At 73.5% G+C, this 17,059-nt stretch carries 14 protein-coding genes and 1 pseudogene; 12 read left to right on the forward strand and 3 right to left on the reverse strand.

Annotated elements, in window-relative coordinates; all coding sequences use genetic code 11:
• Positions 1-111: 111 nt before the first annotated feature.
• The 7 genes from DC008_RS32550 (at position 112) to DC008_RS32580 (ending at position 8,802) form a co-directional block, all read left to right on the forward strand.
• Entirely contained in the window at positions 112-1,830 is a 1,719-nt protein-coding gene (locus tag DC008_RS32550) for a SpoIIE family protein phosphatase (RefSeq protein WP_388237795.1), read from the forward strand.
• A 116-nt stretch (positions 1,831-1,946) separates the two neighbouring features.
• Positions 1,947-2,663: a FadR/GntR family transcriptional regulator gene (locus DC008_RS32555; RefSeq protein ID WP_108710074.1), complete on the forward strand. Its 717-nt coding sequence runs from the start codon at positions 1,947-1,949 to the stop codon at positions 2,661-2,663.
• Entirely contained in the window at positions 2,660-4,057 is a 1,398-nt protein-coding gene (locus DC008_RS32560) for a hypothetical protein (protein WP_108710075.1), read from the forward strand. Before DC008_RS32555 ends, DC008_RS32560 begins: the two co-directional genes overlap by 4 nt.
• Positions 4,054-5,910 carry a GMC family oxidoreductase gene (locus tag DC008_RS32565; RefSeq protein ID WP_108710076.1) on the forward strand — a complete coding sequence of 619 codons (1,857 nt, stop codon included), beginning with the start codon at positions 4,054-4,056 and terminating at the stop codon, positions 5,908-5,910. Before DC008_RS32560 ends, DC008_RS32565 begins: the two co-directional genes overlap by 4 nt.
• 188 nt (positions 5,911-6,098) lie before the next feature.
• Complete coding sequence (locus DC008_RS32570; protein WP_108710077.1) at positions 6,099-7,304, forward strand: glycoside hydrolase family 64 protein; 1,206 nt, start codon at positions 6,099-6,101, stop codon at positions 7,302-7,304.
• A 135-nt stretch (positions 7,305-7,439) separates the two neighbouring features.
• Positions 7,440-7,913, forward strand: coding sequence for an RICIN domain-containing protein (locus DC008_RS32575; protein WP_108710078.1), 474 nt, complete (start codon positions 7,440-7,442; stop codon positions 7,911-7,913).
• A 94-nt stretch (positions 7,914-8,007) separates the two neighbouring features.
• A complete protein-coding gene (locus DC008_RS32580) occupies positions 8,008-8,802 on the forward strand; it encodes an SDR family NAD(P)-dependent oxidoreductase (protein WP_108710079.1) in 795 nt (264 codons plus the stop codon).
• A gap of 40 nt (positions 8,803-8,842) precedes the next feature.
• On the opposite strand, the gene DC008_RS32585 is transcribed toward DC008_RS32580, so the two are convergent.
• Positions 8,843-9,367, reverse strand: a complete 525-nt coding sequence (locus tag DC008_RS32585; protein ID WP_108710080.1) for a CGNR zinc finger domain-containing protein — start codon at positions 9,365-9,367, stop codon at positions 8,843-8,845.
• Positions 9,368-9,510: 143 nt separating this feature from the next.
• Between DC008_RS32585 and DC008_RS32590 the strand changes: the two genes are divergently transcribed.
• From DC008_RS32590 to DC008_RS32600, 3 genes are read left to right on the forward strand one after another with little or no spacing between them, the layout of a single operon-like run.
• A complete protein-coding gene (locus DC008_RS32590; RefSeq protein WP_108710081.1) occupies positions 9,511-10,380 on the forward strand; it encodes an alpha/beta fold hydrolase in 870 nt (289 codons plus the stop codon).
• A 58-nt stretch (positions 10,381-10,438) separates the two neighbouring features.
• On the forward strand, positions 10,439-11,326 hold the full coding sequence (locus DC008_RS32595; RefSeq protein ID WP_108710082.1) for a pyridoxamine 5'-phosphate oxidase family protein: 888 nt from the start codon (positions 10,439-10,441) through the stop codon (positions 11,324-11,326).
• A gap of 55 nt (positions 11,327-11,381) precedes the next feature.
• A complete protein-coding gene (locus DC008_RS32600; RefSeq protein WP_108710083.1) occupies positions 11,382-13,109 on the forward strand; it encodes an MOSC and FAD-binding oxidoreductase domain-containing protein in 1,728 nt (575 codons plus the stop codon).
• A 1-nt stretch (position 13,110) separates the two neighbouring features.
• Here DC008_RS32600 and DC008_RS32605 read toward each other — a convergent pair whose 3' ends face one another.
• The gene (locus DC008_RS32605; protein ID WP_164492407.1) at positions 13,111-13,608 is read right to left on the reverse strand and encodes a MarR family winged helix-turn-helix transcriptional regulator; all 498 of its coding nucleotides are present in this window, start codon (positions 13,606-13,608) and stop codon (positions 13,111-13,113) included.
• A 79-nt stretch (positions 13,609-13,687) separates the two neighbouring features.
• On the opposite strand from DC008_RS32605, the gene DC008_RS32610 reads away from it, so the two are divergent.
• Positions 13,688-15,790, forward strand: coding sequence for an MMPL family transporter (locus tag DC008_RS32610; RefSeq protein WP_108710970.1), 2,103 nt, complete (start codon positions 13,688-13,690; stop codon positions 15,788-15,790).
• 27 nt (positions 15,791-15,817) lie between these two features.
• On the forward strand, positions 15,818-16,597 hold the full coding sequence (locus DC008_RS32615) for a sulfite exporter TauE/SafE family protein (RefSeq protein WP_108710084.1): 780 nt from the start codon (positions 15,818-15,820) through the stop codon (positions 16,595-16,597).
• A gap of 18 nt (positions 16,598-16,615) precedes the next feature.
• On the opposite strand, the pseudogene DC008_RS32620 reads toward DC008_RS32615, so the two are convergent.
• Positions 16,616-16,777, reverse strand: a pseudogene (locus DC008_RS32620) (DUF1684 domain-containing protein); the annotation flags it as partial.
• Positions 16,778-17,059: the final 282 nt, after the last annotated feature.

Below are 17,059 nucleotides of genomic sequence, written 5' to 3' on the forward strand. Positions count from 1 at the left end.
GCTTTCGGCCATCGAGGGGCATACGGAGGGCACACCGGGAGCGGTGGCGTGGTTCGGCAGGGCGCGCGGACGCGCGTGCGCATCCCGGACCGATCGGCAGGGAGGCTGGACGTGGAAGGGCCGCAGGGCACCGAGAGCATGCGCAGAGAGGCCGTCGCGCCTGCGCCCGCCGAACTGTCCCGGGCCCTGGCCGCCCTCGGCGCCGGCGCCTACGTCGTGGACGAACGGGGCTACATCATCGCGGTGAACCCCGAGGCGGAGCGCATGCTCGGCCGGGCCTCCGGCGACCTCACCGGCTACGACGCGCACGACCTGCTGCACCGCGACCCGCACGGTCACCGGCTGCCGCACAGCCGGTGCTCCATGCGCCAGGCGTTCCACGCGGGCAGGCCCGCACAGGGGGCGCCGGAGTACTTCGCGCTGCCCGACGGCTCCGTCCGGGCCGTCGCCTGGCTGATAACGCCCTACGAGTCCGACGGCGACGAGGCCGGCTGGACCCTGGTGATCTTCCACCCGCAGGAGGCCCCGGAGGAGCCGGCGTCCCCGGCGGAGACACCGGCCGCCACCCTCACCGACCTGGAACGCCTGGCCCTGCTGGCCGAGGCCACCGCCCAGCTGACCTCGACGCTCGACACCGAGGAGATGCTGCGGAGGCTCAGCCATCTGGTCGTGCCACGGCTGGCCGACTGGGTGGTCGTGGACCTGATCTCCGAGCGCGACGAGGTGTGGCGGGAGCTCGTCGTCCACGCGGACGGCACGACGCTCAAGCGGCACGAGGATCTGGAGGGGCCCATGCCGCCCGTCCTGGCGGAGTCCCAGTGGCCGCTGTCCCGGGCCCTGCGGGGCGTGGCCTCCACCATCACCGGACCCGAGCAGTACCACGGCACCCCGGACTCCGGGATCGCGGTCGAGCAGCGCCGTCTGTTCGACCGTACGGGCATGCACTCGGCGGCCATCGCCCCCATCCGCGGCGCCCGCGAGGTGCTGGGCGCGCTGACCATGGGCCGTGCCACGGACCCGGTGGCGTTCACCGCGGCGGACCTGCCGCTGGCCGAGGACATCGCGCGCCGCGCCGGGCTCGCCCTGGACAACGCCCGCCTCTACCAGCGTCAGCGCAAGGTCGCCGAGACCATGCAGAACCATCTGCTGCCCCAGATGCCGGGCGTCGCGGGCCTGGAGATGACGGCCCGCTATCTGCCCGCTCCCGACGCCTCGCAGGTGGGCGGCGACTGGTACGACGCGTTCCCGCTGTCCGACGGGGCGACGGCCCTGGCCATCGGCGATGTCGTCGGGCACGACCTGGAGGCGGCGGCCGGCATGGCCCAGCTCCGCAACATGCTCCGCGCCTACGCGTGGGCGCAGAACGAACCGCCCAGCCGGATCGTGAGGCGCCTGGACGAGGCGATGGAGCACATCACCGACGTCAGCATGGCCACCATGATCTTCGCCCGGGTCGAGTCACTGGACGACGGCACCTGGCAGCTGACCTGGACCAACGCCGGCCATCCGCCTCCGCTGCTGATCAACCGGGACGGCGTGGGCAGTTTCCTGGAGGCCGGTCACGGGGTCGCCCTGGGCACGGGGCTGCGCACCAGACGGCCGGACGCGCAGGCCGTGCTCGAGCCCGGCTGCACCCTCGTGCTGTACACGGACGGCCTCGTCGAGGAGCACGGCAAGATCCTCGACGTCGGTCTGGACCGGCTGCACCGGCACGCGGCCGCGTCCGTGCACCGCCCGCTCTCCGTCCTCGCCGACCAGGTGCTGCGCCGGGTGCGCCCCGCCGACAACGACGACGACGTGGCCCTGCTCGCCCTGCGCGTCCCCGCCTGAGCGGCGCCCTTCCAACAACCGTAAGTGCACGACTTGTTGACGCGTGGTCAACCACGGTGGTTCAGTGGCTCAGTCACTGGACCACACTTCACCGACCACCCACGCTGGGGGCCCCCATGGGAGCACTGCCGCGCGAGACCGTCGTCGACGTCCTGGAACAGCGCCTGCGCGAACGGATTCTCGCCGGGCGGCACCCGGCCGGGAGCTATCTGCCGCCCGAACGGGAACTCGCCGACGAGTTCGGCGTCAACCGCACCACTCTCAAGCACGCCTTCGGCCGCCTTGTGCACGCGGGACTCCTGGAGACCCGGCACGGAGTGGGCACCCGCGTCCGCGACTTCCTGCGGCTGGGCGGCGCCGACCTGCTGCCGATGCTGGTGCGGCACAGCCCCGACTGGATCGGGGAGATCTTCGAAGTCCGCCGCAGCATCGGCGCGTTGATCGCCGAACGCGCCGCCTCGCGCGCCACCGAGGCCCAGGTCGCCGAACTGCGCCGGTTCGTCGCGGCCGTCGCCGAGGCGAAGGGCGGCGAGGACGCACAGCTCGCGGACGCCGAGGTGCACCGCGCGCTGGCCCGCGCCACCGGCAACCGGGTGTACGTCCTGCTGACCAACACCCTGTTCAACGCCTACCTCCCGGTGCGCTCGGCACTGGTCGGCCCCTTCGAGGACGCCCGGGCCGCCCACGACCGGCTGGCCCCCGTCGTCGAGGCCGTCGCCGCCCGTGACGAGAGCGCGGCCCGCACGGCCGCCGGAGCCTATCTGTCGGCGACCGAACGCATCATGCTCGAAGGACTGGCCGACACCGGCCGCGGTCAGGGCGGACAGCGGTGAGCGCCCGCGGGACGGTGTTCCGGGAGACCCTGCTGGGCCGCGTACGCCTGGACGGCGAGGACCGCGAACGGCCCGTCCGCCTCGACCTCGTGGCCCGCGCCGACGCCATGGTGCTGCCGCACCGCACCACCCGGGCCCGGCTCACCGGACGGGTGCGGATCGCGGGACGCTCCGACGACGCCGAGGCGACGGGGGAGTTGGAGATAGCCCCGCTGACCCGCCGCCGCATCCGCTACCGGCTCACCTTCACCCTCGAGGGCCGGCGCCTGGAACTGGACGGCTGGAAGTCCCTCACCCCCGCACGGCCCGTCACCTCGATGACCGTGCTGCCGTACAGCCTGTACGAGAAGGGCCGGCCGGCCGGGTCGGGCACCCTCCGCTTCCCGCTCGGCACCCAGCTCCTGCCGTTCCTCGCCAGCTTCCGCTTCCCCCGCCCGTCCACGCCCGGCCCCGGACGGCACCTGGCACCGCGCTGGGACGGCGAGCCGGGCCGCACGGAGGTCTGGTACACGACCCTCACCGACCCGGCGACCGGCACCGGGGTGTGGCTGCACCACGAGGTCGTCGCCCCCACGGACGGCTCCGCCGCCCACGCGCACGGCTGGGCCGCCGTCTTCCCCCAGGACGGTCCCGTGCGGCACGCCCGCTTCGGCCCCGTCCCGGTGACGGAGAGCCCCGACGGCTTCGCCGCCGACGGCGTCCGGGTCACCCCCGGCGCGCTGTCCGGCAGCGCGGGGCCGGTCACCTGGTCGCTCACCGAGACACCGCAGGGCGCGCCGGTGCACACCTTCCCCCGCTGGTCGTGGCGCCACCCGTGGCTGCCCGCCAGCCATATGCTGCCGGCTTCCCGCTGCCGCTACACCGGCACCGTCCGTCACGGCGACGACGAGGAACTGCGCCTCGACGGCGCCTTCGGCGCGAGCGCCCGTATCTACGGCCACGGCAACGCGCAACGCTGGGGCTGGCTCCACGCCGACCTCGGCGGCGGCGACATCCTCGAGATCGTCGCCGCGCGCTCCACCCGTCCAGGACTCGACCGGCTGCCCCCGCTCGTCTTCCTGCGGCTGCTGCACGGCGGCCGGACCTGGCCGAGGCGCGCCGAGCGCACCGCCGTCGGCTGGGCGGGAGCCGGCCGTTTCACGGCGGACCTCGCCCTGCCCCGCTGGCAGATCACCGGCCGGGCCGGACTCCGCCGTATCCGGGTGACGGTGACCCAGCCGCCGGAGCGCACGCTGGCCCTGGACTACACCGACCCCGACGGGTCCGCCGCGGTCTGCCGCAACAGCGAGAGCGCCGACGCGGAGATCACCCTGGAGCGCTGGTGGGGGAGGTGGCGGCCGGAGGCGCACTGGCGGCTCACGGGCACCGCCCACGCGGAGGTCGGCGAGCGATGAGCACCCGCCCCGACGCCACACTCCCCGCGCTCGGCGCCGCGTTCCTCGCCGACGACGGTACGACCGACTGGGTACGGGCCGTGCCGGGCCGCCTGCGGACCCTGCTGGCCGCGATGCCGCGCCTCGCACGCACCGGTGTCCACGGCGCGGCCCTCGCGCTCGACGCCTACGCCGTGGCCCGCACCGGCCGCCGCCTGGGCGGCCTCGCCCCCGAGGAGCGCGAACGCCTGCTGACCGGCCTGGCCGCCCACCGCACGGCCCTGCCGGTCCTGGACGCGCTCAAGGTGCCCGTCCTGCTCGCCGCCGGCACCGAACGGATGCTGGCCGCCGGAACCCCGTCCCCTGGATCCGTCCCCGACGATCCGCCTCTGGACTGCACGCCCTCCTACGCCTGGCCGAGTCGGTCCACCGCCGACGCCGTCGTCGTCGGGTCCGGCGCCGGAGGGGCCATGGCGGCGCGCACCCTGGCCCGCGCCGGGCTGCGGGTCGTCGTCGTGGAGGAGGGCGACCACCACACCACCGCCTCCTTCGCGCGCCGGACCCCCCTCGACCGCTTCACCTCCCTGTACCGCGACGCGGGCGCCACGATCGCGTACGGCACCCCTCCGCTCGTCGTGCCCACCGGACGCGCGGTCGGCGGCACCACCGTCGTCAACTCCGGTACCTGCTACCGCACTCCGGACCACGTCCTCACCCGCTGGCGTACCACGCACGGCTTCGCCGCCGCCGACGGTCTCGCCGGCCACCTCGACGAGGCGGAACGCACCCTGCACGTCGCCCGGCAGCCGCTCGACGTCCTCGGCGAGAACGGCAGACTCGCCCTGTCCGGCGCCCGGAACCTCGGCTGGGCCGCGGGCCCCCTGCGCCGCAACGCCCCCGGCTGCCGGGGCTCCTGCCAGTGCGTCGTCGGCTGCCCGACCGGCGCCAAGCAGAGCGTCCAGCTCTCGGTGCTGCCCGAGGCGTGCGCCTCCGGGGCCCGCATCGTCACGGGCGCCCGTGTACGGCGCCTCCTCACCGACCGCGACCGGCCGGGCGGCCCCGTCGCCGCGGGTGTCCTGGTGAGCCGCCCCGACGGCAGCGAGCTCGAGATCCTCGGCCCGCTGGTCGTGGTGGCGGCCGGTGCCCTCCAGACCCCTCAACTGCTGCGCCGCTCCGGCCTCGGCGCCCACCCGGCACTCGGACGCAACCTCAGCGTCCACCCCGCCCTCAGCGTCGCGGGCCGCTTCTCCGCCCCCGTCGGCGGCGGACGGGCCGTCCTGCAGAGCGTCGCGGTCGAGGAACTGCACGCCGACGGCATCCTCATCGAGGCCACCGCCGCACCGCCCGGCATGAGTTCCTTCGTACTCCCCGGCGTCGGACGCGCCCTACGCCAGGCCCTGGAGGAGACCGAACACCTGGCGACGCTCGGGGCGATGATCGCCGACCGCCCCTCGGGCCGGGTCCTCGGCCGGCACGGCACCCTGCTCCGTTACGACCTGGACCGCCGCGACGCGGGCCGACTGCTGCGCGCCCAACGGGCCATGGGGCGCCTGCTGTTCGCGGCCGGCGCCGAGGAGGTCCTGACCGGCGTGCCGCACGCGCCCCGGGCCCGCACGATGGCGGAACTGGAGGCCCTGCTGGCGGACGTGTCCGTACGCCAGTTGCACGTGTCCGCGTTCCACCCCACCGGCACGGCCGCGGCCGGCGCCGACGAGGACCGCTCGCCGGCCGACCCCGTCGGACGGCTGCGCGGGGTGCGCGGCGTGCTGATCGCGGACGGATCGGTGCTGCCCAGCTGCCCCGAGGTGAATCCGCAGCTGAGCATCATGGCGGCGGCACTGGCCGTCACGGACCGCTGGCTGAACGGCACCTGACCCGGCGTTGAGCAGGCGGGGCGGCCGGTCGCGGGCCGCCCCGCCCCCGTTGCCGCGCCCGACTCCTGTGCCCCGTCCGGCTGCCGGGACAGTCGATATTGGTTGAGTCGTTGACAGGTCCATACCAGCGCGGGACATTGAGAGCGCTCTCAGAAATCCTCGATCCCCCAGTCGAACGGAGACGGAGCATGCGCAAGACCTTCCGACGCCGGATCGCGGCGGCGGGCATGGCCCTCGCCACGGTCCTCGGCGGCACCCTGCTGGCGACCGGGACGGCCCCACCCGCCCACGCCGCCGTCCCGGCGACCATCCCCCTGAAGATCACCAACAACTCGGCGCGCGGCGACCAGGTGTACATCTACAACCTCGGCACCGAGCTCTCCTCCGGACGGCAGGGCTGGGCCGACGCCAACGGCACCTTCCACCCCTGGCCTGCCGGCGGCAACCCGCCGACCCCCGCGCCGGACGCCTCCATACCGGGCCCCGCCGCCGGACAGTCCACGACCATCCGGATGCCCAAGTTCTCCGGCCGCGTGTACTTCTCGTACGGGCAGAAGCTGGTGTTCAAGCTGACCACCGGCGGGCTCGTCCAGCCCGCCGTGCAGAACCCCAGCGACCCGAACCGCAACATCCTCTTCAACTGGTCCGAGTACACGCTCAACGACAGCGGCCTGTGGCTCAACAGCACCCAGGTCGACATGTTCTCCGCGCCGTACTCGGTCGGTGTGCAGCGCCCCGACGGCAGCACCACGACCACCGGCAAGCTCAAGTCCGGCGGTTACAACGCCGTCCTCAACGGCCTCAGGTCCCAGTCCGGCGGCTGGGGCAACCTGATCCAGACCCGCGCCGACGGCACCGTGCTGCGCGCGCTGTCGCCGCTGTACGGCCTGGAGACCGGCGCGCTGCCCGCCTCGGTGCTGGACGACTACATCAACCGGGTGTGGCAGAAGTACACCTCCGCGACCCTGACGGTGACGCCGTTCGCCGATCAGCCGGGCACCAAGTACTTCGGCCGGGTCTCCGGCGGGGTCATGCGCTTCACCAACAGCGCCGGTGCCGTCGTCACCCAGTTCGAGAAGCCGGACGCCTCGTCGATCTTCGGCTGTCACCGCAGGCTCGACGCGCCCAACGACCAGGTGCGCGGCCCGATCTCACGCACCCTGTGCGCCGGCTTCCACCGCTCCACCCTGCTGGTGAACCCCAACCAGCCCGACGCCAACGCGGACAACTTCTACCGGGACGGCGTCACCAACCACTACGCCCGAGTGATCCACTCCCAGATGTCCGACGGCAAGGCCTACGCCTTCGCCTTCGACGACGTCGGCCACCACGAGTCCCTGGTCCACGACGGCGACCCGCGCCAGGCGGTCATCACCCTGGAGTCCTTCAACTGACCCCGCGTCACCCTGCCGCCGGCATCGGGAGTCCGTTCTCCGGGTGCCGGCGTTTCCCGTGTTTTCACGGCATGTGCGGTGCTGTTCCGGGATCATGGTGCGATATCGCTGAAAAACACCGCAAGGAGACATCTGTTGCGCCGCCCGACCCGCAAAGCCTTTGCCGCCCTCGTCGCCGCCGCGGGCCTCGCCCTCCCGCTGCTCACCCCCACCACAGCCTCGGCCGCCACCGCCACCAGCCGCTTCGCGAACTACCGCTACGGCGACTGCCTGCGCGAGCACGACGAAACCCTCCTCAAGGCCGACCGCTGCGGCACCGGACGTGGCAGCCTCCTGTGGCAGTGGAACGGACGCCTCAACACCAACACCACGCTCAGGAACACCGTCTGGAAGCGCTGTCTCGATAGCAACGACCGGGGCGACGTCTACCCCCTGGAGTGCAACGGCGGGTCGTACCAGAAGTGGCGCACCGTCCAGCCCGCCGCGGGCAGCGCCGTCATGCTGCAGAGCGTCGGCACCGGCCGCTGCCTCTACCAGCAGGACGACGGCTACTACCGCACCGCCGCATGCGATCGGAACGCCCAGAACCAGCGCTACACCATCGGCTGAACGCCGTATGGGCGCGCCCGCCTGTTGAGGGCGTACGCAAGGGTTGCCGCGGGGTACCCGAAGACGTACGCACGGACACGGGAAAGGGCTAGGCATGCAGATCGATCTGAAGGGCCGCACAGCGCTGGTGACCGGTTCCACCCAGGGCATCGGCGCGGCGATCGCCGTCGGGCTGGCCCGGGCCGGGGCGCGGGTGGGGGTCAACGGGCGCAGCCGGGACCGGGTGGAGCGCGGTGTCGCCGAGTTCAGCAGCCGGGTGCCCGGTGCCGACCTGGTGCCCGTGGCGGCGGACGTGACCACGGAGGAGGGTGTCGAGCAGGTGGCCGCGCTCCTGCCGAAGGTGGACATCCTCGTCAACAACCTCGGCATCTTCGGCTCCGCCGACCCCCTGGAGATCAGCGACGAGGAGTGGCGGCGCTACTTCGACGTCAACGTGCTGTCGGCCGTACGGCTGATCCGGCGGTTCCTGCCCGGGATGGCCGAGCGGGGCTGGGGGCGCGTGCAGAACATCGCCAGCGACTCGGCGATCGTGACGCCGGCCGAGATGATCCACTACGGCATGTCCAAGACGGCCCTGCTCGCGGTGAGCCGGGGGTTCGCCAAGCAGGCGGCCGGCACAGGCGTCACCGTGAACTCCGTCATCGCCGGTCCCACCCACACGGGTGGCGTGGAGGACTTCGTCTACGAGCTGGTCGACAAGGACCTGCCGTGGGACGAGGCGCAGCGGGCCTTCATGCGCGAGTACCGCCCGCAGAGCCTGCTGCAGCGTCTGATCGAGCCGGAGGAGATCGCCAACATGGTGGTCTACCTCAGCTCCGACCAGGCGTCGGCCACGACGGGCGGCGCGGTGCGGGTCGACGGCGGATACGTCGACTCCATCCTGCCGTGACCGGCGGGCCCCGTCCTCATCCGTCACGGTGGGGGCGGGGTCAGTCCGGTTGGCGGGCGGCCGCCTCGCGGGTGCGCTGGTAGTGGCGCCGGGCCTTCATACGGTTGCCGCACAGGGCCATCGAGCACCAGCGCCCCTTGTTCGTCTTGCTGCGGTCCAGCAGGAACCGCCGGCACTCCTCGTTGGCGCACGGGCGCAGCCTGCCGGGCAGGGACTCCTGGATCGCGCCCCAGGCCAGCACCGCCTCCACCCCGAGCCGCCGGTCGGCCGGCGGCTTCGGCTCCCAGGTCACGCCGCCCGGGCCGACGTGCGGATGGGAGGTGACGCCCTCCAGCAGCGGGGTGAGGGCGGTGGCGGGCAGGTTGCCGCGGACCACCTGCTGGAGCAGATCGCGCGCCTCGACGAGGTGCCGTCGCTCGGCGGCGGTGCCGCTGCCGCCGTGCGCCCGCTGCCAGGCACGGGCGGCCTCGGGGTCGGCGAGCAGGTCCTCCACGGCGCCGTCGACCACCGGAGTGCTGTTGAGCAGCTCCAGCAGCGCGTCCTGATCCACGCGTGCGCTCTCCATTCCGTCTCCTCGGTCTCGACCTGCGCAGGCTACCGCGTGCCCGCCCTCCATCGAGGGTAACCCTTCAAAGCGTGTTGACAGGTTAGGGCCGTCGTGGTCGACTGGGTGTGTAACTGGTGAACGGCTCTAGAGGGGTTAGGATCATGGAGTATGCAGTGCACCACCGCACCGCCGTCGTCGACGGCCTGGACGTCTTCTACCGCGAGGCCGGCGACCCGGACGCGCCCACCCTCGTCCTGCTGCACGGCTTCCCGACCAGCTCGCACATGTTCCGCCGGCTCATCCCGGCGCTCGCCGACCGCTACCACGTCGTCGCCCCGGACCACATCGGCTTCGGCCAGTCCGCGATGCCGGCCCTGGAGGACTTCCCGTACACCTTCGACGCGCTCACCGACGTCACCGAGGGGCTGCTCAGGCAGCTCGGCGTCGACCGGTTCGCGATGTACGTGCAGGACTACGGCGCCCCCATCGGCTGGCGGCTCGCCCTGAGGAGCCCCGACCGGATCACCGCGATCGTCACCCAGAACGGCAACGGCTACGAGGAGGGACTCGTCCCCTCCTTCTGGAAGGACGTCTTCGCGTACGGCGAGAACCCGGGCCCCGACACCGAGGGCCCCATGCGGTTCGCGCTCACCCCGGAGGGCGTGCGCTGGCAGTACGTCACCGGCGTCCCGGACCCGAGCCTGGTCAGCCCCGACACCTGGACCCACGACCTGGCCCTGCTGAACCGGCCCGGCAACGACCGGATCCAGCTCGCGCTCTTCCGCGACTACCTCACGAACATCGCGCTGTACCCGCGGGTCCACCAGTACTTCCGCGACAGCCAGGTCCCGCTGCTCGCCGTCTGGGGCGCCAACGACGAGATCTTCGGCCCGGCGGGCGCCGAGGCCTTCCGCCAGGACCTGCCGGACGCGGAGATCCGGCTGCTGGACACCGGGCACTTCGCCCTGGAGTCCCATCTGAACACCATCGCCGGGGACATCCGCGCCTTCCTCGGCCGCGTCCTCGACTGACCCCGTCCACCGTTCCAACGGGCCCGCCACAGCGGCGGCCACCAGGAGAGGAGTCCCCATGAGTGCAACGGGCTTCCATGAGGGGGAGCGTGCCGTCCAGGAGCGGGCCGGCGCCACGGAGGCGGCCGGACGGCTGCACGGCATGCTGCAGCCGCCGTGGCTGGGCGGCGGACTGCGGGCGGCCCTCGCCGCACGGACGTTCGCCGTCCTGACCGCCCGCGACCGGGACGGTGAGCTGTGGATCTCCCCGCTCACCGGGGAGCCCGGCTTCCTGGCGGGGGAGGGCACCACTCTCACCGTGGCCGCCGTCCCTCCGGCCGGCGATCCGCTGCACGGCCTGCCTGTGCCGCAACCGGCCGGACTGCTCGCGATCGACCTCGGCCTCCGGCGCCGGATCCGGGTCAACGGGCGGCTGACCGGCCGTACGGACGACGTCCTGACCATCGAGGCCGACCAGGCGTTCGGCAACTGCCCGGCCTACATCCAGCCCCGCCTCCTCGCCCCGGACACCGCCGCCCCGGTCCTCGGTGCATCGGCCCCCACGGCCGACCGGGACACGCTGGACGAGCAGGACCGCGGCCTGATCGAGCGCGCCGACACCTTCTTCCTCGGCACGACCCACCCCACCCGGGGCACCGACGCCTCCCACAAGGGTGGTGCGCCCGGGTTCGTGCGTATCGAGGGCGGGGAGCTGTGGTGGCCCGACTACGCCGGCAACAACCTCTTCAACAGCCTCGGCAACCTCACCGTCGACCCCGCCGCCGCCCTGCTGTTCCTCGACTTCGCCACCGGCCGCACCCTGCACCTCGGCGGCGAGGCGACCGTGGAGTGGCAGGACCCCGCGGCCGCCCCCGACGAGGGCGGCACCGGACGCCGGGTCCGGTTCCGGCCCCTGCGCGTGCGCGGTGGGCGTATCGGGCTGCGCGAGGCGCCGCCCGCCGGGTGATCGACATGAGACCGGACGCCGACCGGTCTTGACTGGTACCGGAAGGAGCGCCCGGATGCCCGCACTGCTGTCGGTGAACGTGGGGATGCCCCAGGACGTGCCCTGGCAGGGCAGAACCGTCCGCACGGGCGTCTGGAAGCACTCCGTACCCGGCCCGGTCATGGCCCGCCGGCTCAACCTCGACGGGGACGGGCAGGGCGACCTCCAAGGACACGGCGGCGAGCAACGCGCCGTACTGGTCTACCAGATCGAGTCCTACCGGTACTGGCAACGGCACCTGGGGCGGGACGACTTCGCGTACGGCCAGTTCGGCGAGAACCTCACGGTAGAAGGGCTGCCCGACGACGAGGTGTGCATCGGCGACCGGTACCGCGTCGGCGAAGCGGAGTTCGAGGTCACCCAGCCCCGTGTGACCTGCTACCGCGTCGGGCTGCGCCTGGGCGTGCCAGAGATGCCCGCGCTGCTGGTCGCCCACCACCGGCCCGGCTTCTACATGCGGGTGATCCGGGAGGGGCGGATCCAGGCGGGCGATCCGGTCGTCCGGACCCGGACCGGCCCCGGCGCGCTGAGCGTGGCGGATACGGACGCCCTCCTCTACCTCCCCGGCCGGGACCCGGAGCTGCTGCGCCGCGCGCTCGCGGTGCCCGCCCTCAGCCCCGGCTGGCAGGGCTCGTTCCGGGACCTGCTGGCCGAGGCCGAGGGCGGGGAGTCCGGCGGCGGGGCACCCGCCTGGGACGGGTTCCGGAGTCTGCGGGTGTCCGACGTGGTCGCCGAGACCGACACCGTCGTCTCCCTCCATCTGACCGCGGCCGACGGGACACCGCTGCCCGACGCCCGGGCCGGGCAGTACCTCACGGTGCGCGTCCCGGGCGGCGGGCCACCCGCCCCCATCCGCAGCTACTCGCTCTCCGCCGCGCCCGGCTCCGGCCGCTACCGCATCAGCGTCAAACGCGAACCGCACGGCACGGCCAGCGGCTATCTCACGACCGCCCTGCGCCCGGGAGCGGTCCTCGACGTCGCGGCGCCCCGCGGCGACTTCGTCCTGGACGGCGGCGCCGGACCGGTGCTCCTCGTCTCCGCCGGCATCGGTGTCACCCCCGTCCTGGCCATGCTCCACGAGCTCGCCGCCCGCACCCCGGACCGGGAGGTGTGGTGGCTGCACGGCGCCCGCGGACCGCGTGAACACCCCCTGGGCGGCGAGGCCCACACCGTGCTCGCCTCCCTGCCGCACGCCCACGAGCACGTCTACTACAGCGCGGCCACCCCCGAGGAGCGCCGTCGGGCCCACGCGTCTCCGGGGCGCCTGACCCCGGACGCCGTCCGCGCCCTGGGCGTACCCGCCGAGGCGAGCGCCTACGTCTGCGGGCCCGACTCCTTCATGACGGACGTACGGCAGGCGCTCACCGAGGCGGGCGTCGACCCGGCCCGTGTCCACACCGAACTCTTCGCGACCCTGCCGTCCCTCACTCCCGGCCTCACCGGGACCCCGGCCCCGGCGCCGCACCCGCCGCCCGGCCCGCCCGGCACCGGACCGCGGGTCACCTTCGCCCGCAGTGGAGTGACGGCGCCCTTCCCCGACGGGGCGCGCAGCCTGCTCGACCTCGCCGACGCCTGCGATGTGCCGGCCCGCTGGGCCTGCCGTACCGGGGTGTGCCACACGTGTGTCACCCCGGTGCTGTCCGGGGAGGTCGGCTACGCGCCCGCGCCGCTGGAGCCGCCGCCGGCCGGGCAGGCCCTCATCTGCTGCTCCCGGCCCCGGACCGACGTCGTCCTGGACATGTGAGTCAGGCGGGCCCGCTGCGCAGCAGGACCAGCTCGGCGTTCAGCTCCCGCAGGAACCGCACGACCACGTCCAGCTCCTCGGGGGAGAAACGGCTCCGGGCCGCGTCGGTGCTGTGCGCGAGGGGGCGGAAGTAGTCCCGGGCGACCGCCTTCGCGGGCTCGGCGTAGTGGAGGTGCACCACGCGGCGGTCGTCCGCCGCCCGGACCCGGTGGATGTGCCCGGCCCGCTCCAGCCGGTCGAGACAGGCGGTGACCGCGCCCGACGTGAGGTTGAGCTGGCGGCGAAGGAGGCCGGGGGTCATCGGCCCGGCCTCCGGATCGGCGTCCAGGATGGCGATCAGCGCCTGCATGTCCGTCAGATGCAGCCCCTGGGCCTGGGCGAACTCCTGCGCGATGCGGTTGAACTCGCTGTTCATACGGCGCAGAAGGACGGCGAACGACTGCAACCCTGTCGGGTCGGCCGCCGGAACAGTGGGGGAGGGCACCTCGGAACCGCTCATGGGTGCAGTATAAGATCACTCAATGAGTGAGATACTTTTCCATTGAGCTAACTTGACTCGACTATTGCATGGGATGCCGATGAGAACCGCACCGCGCTGGGCCCGGTGGCTCGTCCCCGTCGTTCTGCTGCTCGTCTGGCTGGGCGTCGGCGGAGCGCTCGGACCGTACGCGGGCAAGCTGGGCGAGGTGGCCACCAACGACCAGGCGGCCTTCCTCCCGCAGAGCGCCGAGTCCACCCAGGTCCTCGAGGCCCGGAAGGCCTTCGACCAGTCCGAGACGCTGCCCGCCATCGTCGTGTGGACGGCGGACGGTGAACGCGTCTCCAAGGCCCAGCAGGCCGAGGCCACCCGGGCCGTCGGCGGACTCGCGGGCGAGCAGGGCGTCGTGGGCCGGCCCTCGCCCGCGCTGCCCTCCGACGACGGCGAGGCGCTGCAGGCCGTCGTCCAGCTGAGGCCCGACCTCGGCGACGAGTTGGAGACCACCCTCGACGCGGTGCGGGACGCCGCGAGCGGCGTGTCCGGCACGACGGCGCAGATCGCCGGACCGGCCGCCAGCCAGGCCGACCTGTCCGACGCCTTCGCGGGCATCGACGGGTTGCTCCTCGGTGTCGCCCTCGGCGCGGTGCTGGTCATCCTGCTGCTCGTCTACCGCAGCGTGCTGCTGCCGCTCCTCATCATCGTGGGCTCCGTCTTCGCCCTCGCGCTGGCCTGCGCCGTCGTCTACGCCCTGGCGGACCGGGACGTCGTCCGGGTCGACGGACAGGTACAGGGCATCCTCTCCATCCTGGTGATCGGCGCCGCCACCGACTACGCCCTGCTGCTCGCCGCCCGCTTCCGGGAGGAACTGGCCCGCGGCGGGGACCGGTCCGTCGCCGCGCTCGCCGCCGTACGCCGGTCCTTCGGCGCCATCACCGCCAGCGCGGCCACCGTCGCGCTGGGCCTGCTGGCGCTGCTCGCCAGCGACCTCACCAACAACCGGGCGCTCGGACCCGTCGGCGCCATCGGCATCGTGTGCGCCGTCCTCACCACGCTCACGTTCCTGCCCGCCGTGCTGGCCCTGCTCGGGCGCGCCGCCTACTGGCCGTCCAAGCCGCAGCCGCCCGAGGAGTCCGCGCAGGGCCGGGGCGTATGGCGCCGGGTCGCCGCCACGGTCGCCGGCCGGCCGCGCCGCACCTGGGTGGTCACCGCGCTGGTCCTCGCCGTCTTCGCGGCCTTCTCGCCCCAGCTGTCCTCCAAGGGCGTGCCGCTCGACGAGATCTTCGTCAACGACGCCCCGTCGGTGGCCGCCCAGCGCACGCTCGGCGAGCACTTCCCCGGCGGCTCCGGCAACCCGGCCGTCATCATCGCCGCCGCCGACCGCGTCGACGAGGTGACCGCCGCGGCCGAGGACACCGAGGGCGTGGCCTCCGCCGGCGCCGTCTCCGGGTCCGGGCGGCCCGGGGGCGGCAAGCCCCTCGTCGTCGACGGCCGCGTACGCGTCGACGCCACGCTGAAGGCCGCCGCGGACAGCGACGCCGCCAAGGCCACCGTCGAGCGGCTGCGCGCCGAGGTGCACGCCATCCCCGGCGCCGACGCGCTGGTCGGCGGCTACACGGCACAGCAGTACGACACCCAGGAGACCGCCTCCCGGGACCGCACGCTCATCGTGCCGGTCGTCCTCGCGATCATCCTGCTGATCCTGATGCTCCTGCTGCGCTCCCTGCTCGTCCCGGTGCTGCTCGTCGCGACCGTCGCCCTCAACTTCCTGGCGACGCTCGGCGTGTCCACGCTCGTCTTCGAGCACCTGCTCGGCTTCAGCGGCACGGACGCCTCGGTACCGCTGTACGGCTTCGTCTTCCTGGTCGCCCTCGGCGTGGACTACAACATCTTCCTGATGTCCCGGGTCCGCGAGGAGGCCCTGCTGCACGGGCACCGGGAGGGCGTGCTGCGCGGTCTCACCACCACCGGCGGTGTGATCACCTCCGCGGGTGTGGTCCTCGCCGCGACCTTCGCCGCCCTCATGGTGATCCCGCTGGCCTTCCTGGTACAGATCGCGTTCATCGTCGCCTTCGGAGTCCTGCTGGACACGCTCGTCGTCCGGTCGCTGCTGGTGCCCGCGCTGATGCTCGACATCGGCCGCCGGGCCTGGTGGCCCAGCTCCCTGGCCCGGCGCGACGACGGGGAGCGTACGGCCGCGGGATAGGGTCCCGGCCAGGGGAAGGGAGCCAGGATGACCGCGCCGACGGAGCTGTACGGTCTCGCCGCCGGCCTGGTGATCGCCCTGGTCACCGCGCCGGTCGGGGTGTCGGGAGCCGTCTTCCTGCTGCCCGTGCAGCTCAGCGTCTTCGGCGTGCCCAGCCCGGCGGTCACCCCCACCAACCTGCTCTACAACGTCGTCGCCGGCCCCGGCGCCCTCCTGCGGCACCGGCGGAAGGGCACGCTGGGCGGCCCGCTCGTACGGCTCCTGGTCCTCGGCACCCTCCCCGGTGTGGTGATCGGCGCCGCCGTACGGGTCTTCGCCGTCCCCGGCGCCACCGTCTTCCGGCTCCTGGTGGCCGGGCTGCTCACCCCGCTGGGCCTGTGGCTCGTCGCCCGCACCCTGCGGCCCACCCGGACGCCCCCGCGCCCGGAGCCGTCACCGCGCGCCGTGACCGCGCTGGCCCTCGTGGTCGGGATCGTCGGCGGGATCTACGGCATCGGCGGGGGCTCCCTGCTCGGACCGGTCCTGGTGGGCCGCGGCATGCCGGTCGCCGTGGTCGCCCCGGCCGCCCTCGCGTCCACGTTCGCCACATCGGTCGTGGGCGCCGCCGCCTTCGCCCTGCTGTCGCTCACCGGCTCCGACGTCGCCCCCGACTGGTCCCTGGGCCTGGCCTGCGGCATCGGCGGTCTGATCGGCGGCTACCTCGGCGCCCGCCTCCAGCCCCGCCTCCCGGACCGGGCGCTGCGCCTGCTCCTCGGCACCCTGGCCATGGCGGTGGGCGGCCTGTACGTGGTGCGGGGCCTGGCCTGACAGGCCCCGCACCACGCGTCACGCGGACTCGGAGATCCGCTCGCCCGCCTCTATCGCCACCGGCAGCCGGTTCTCGGCCGGCGGAAGCGGGCAGGTCGCCAGGTCGGTGTAGGCGCACGGCAGATTGGTGGCGTGGTTGAAGTCCAGGGTCACCGTGCCGTCGGCGGCGGGCGCGTCGATGTCTGAGCGTCCTCGGGGGTGTGACCGGCGGTGACGGAGTCGAGGGGCTGGCTCATGGCTCTCCCTGGGTACGGGTGCGGCGATGCCTGGGACGGGAAGGGGGAGGGTGAAGTCACCGCGGGCCGACGGGACCGGCCCGAAGAAGGGCAGGGGTCGGGAGTCGGCGTGACGCGGTGGAAGAAACGGTTCGACGCCGGAGGACGAGGTCAGCTCACGACGGAACAGGCCGTGGTGGTGACACGCACGTGGTCAACGTGGCGGCGGGTCACGAGCACGGTCATG

The organism is Streptomyces nigra (assembly GCF_003074055.1).
GTDB lineage: Bacteria > Actinomycetota > Actinomycetes > Streptomycetales > Streptomycetaceae > Streptomyces > Streptomyces nigra.

What these genes read in the sequence shown, in the direction of transcription:
- DC008_RS32600 (WP_108710083.1), top strand. Translation starts at nt 11,382, where the DNA reads ATGCCCGCACTGCTGTCGGTGAACGTGGGGATGCCCCAGGACGTGCCC.
- DC008_RS32590 (WP_108710081.1), top strand. Translation starts at nt 9,511, where the DNA reads ATGGAGTATGCAGTGCACCACCGCACCGCCGTCGTCGACGGCCTGGAC.
- DC008_RS32595 (WP_108710082.1), top strand. Translation starts at nt 10,439, where the DNA reads ATGAGTGCAACGGGCTTCCATGAGGGGGAGCGTGCCGTCCAGGAGCGG.
- DC008_RS32565 (WP_108710076.1), top strand. Translation starts at nt 4,054, where the DNA reads ATGAGCACCCGCCCCGACGCCACACTCCCCGCGCTCGGCGCCGCGTTC.
- DC008_RS32605 (WP_164492407.1), bottom strand. Translation starts at nt 13,608, where the DNA reads ATGAGCGGTTCCGAGGTGCCCTCCCCCACTGTTCCGGCGGCCGACCCG.
- DC008_RS32555 (WP_108710074.1), top strand. Translation starts at nt 1,947, where the DNA reads ATGGGAGCACTGCCGCGCGAGACCGTCGTCGACGTCCTGGAACAGCGC.
- DC008_RS32610 (WP_108710970.1), top strand. Translation starts at nt 13,688, where the DNA reads ATGAGAACCGCACCGCGCTGGGCCCGGTGGCTCGTCCCCGTCGTTCTG.
- DC008_RS32585 (WP_108710080.1), bottom strand. Translation starts at nt 9,367, where the DNA reads ATGGAGAGCGCACGCGTGGATCAGGACGCGCTGCTGGAGCTGCTCAAC.
- DC008_RS32615 (WP_108710084.1), top strand. Translation starts at nt 15,818, where the DNA reads ATGACCGCGCCGACGGAGCTGTACGGTCTCGCCGCCGGCCTGGTGATC.
- DC008_RS32580 (WP_108710079.1), top strand. Translation starts at nt 8,008, where the DNA reads ATGCAGATCGATCTGAAGGGCCGCACAGCGCTGGTGACCGGTTCCACC.
- DC008_RS32570 (WP_108710077.1), top strand. Translation starts at nt 6,099, where the DNA reads ATGCGCAAGACCTTCCGACGCCGGATCGCGGCGGCGGGCATGGCCCTC.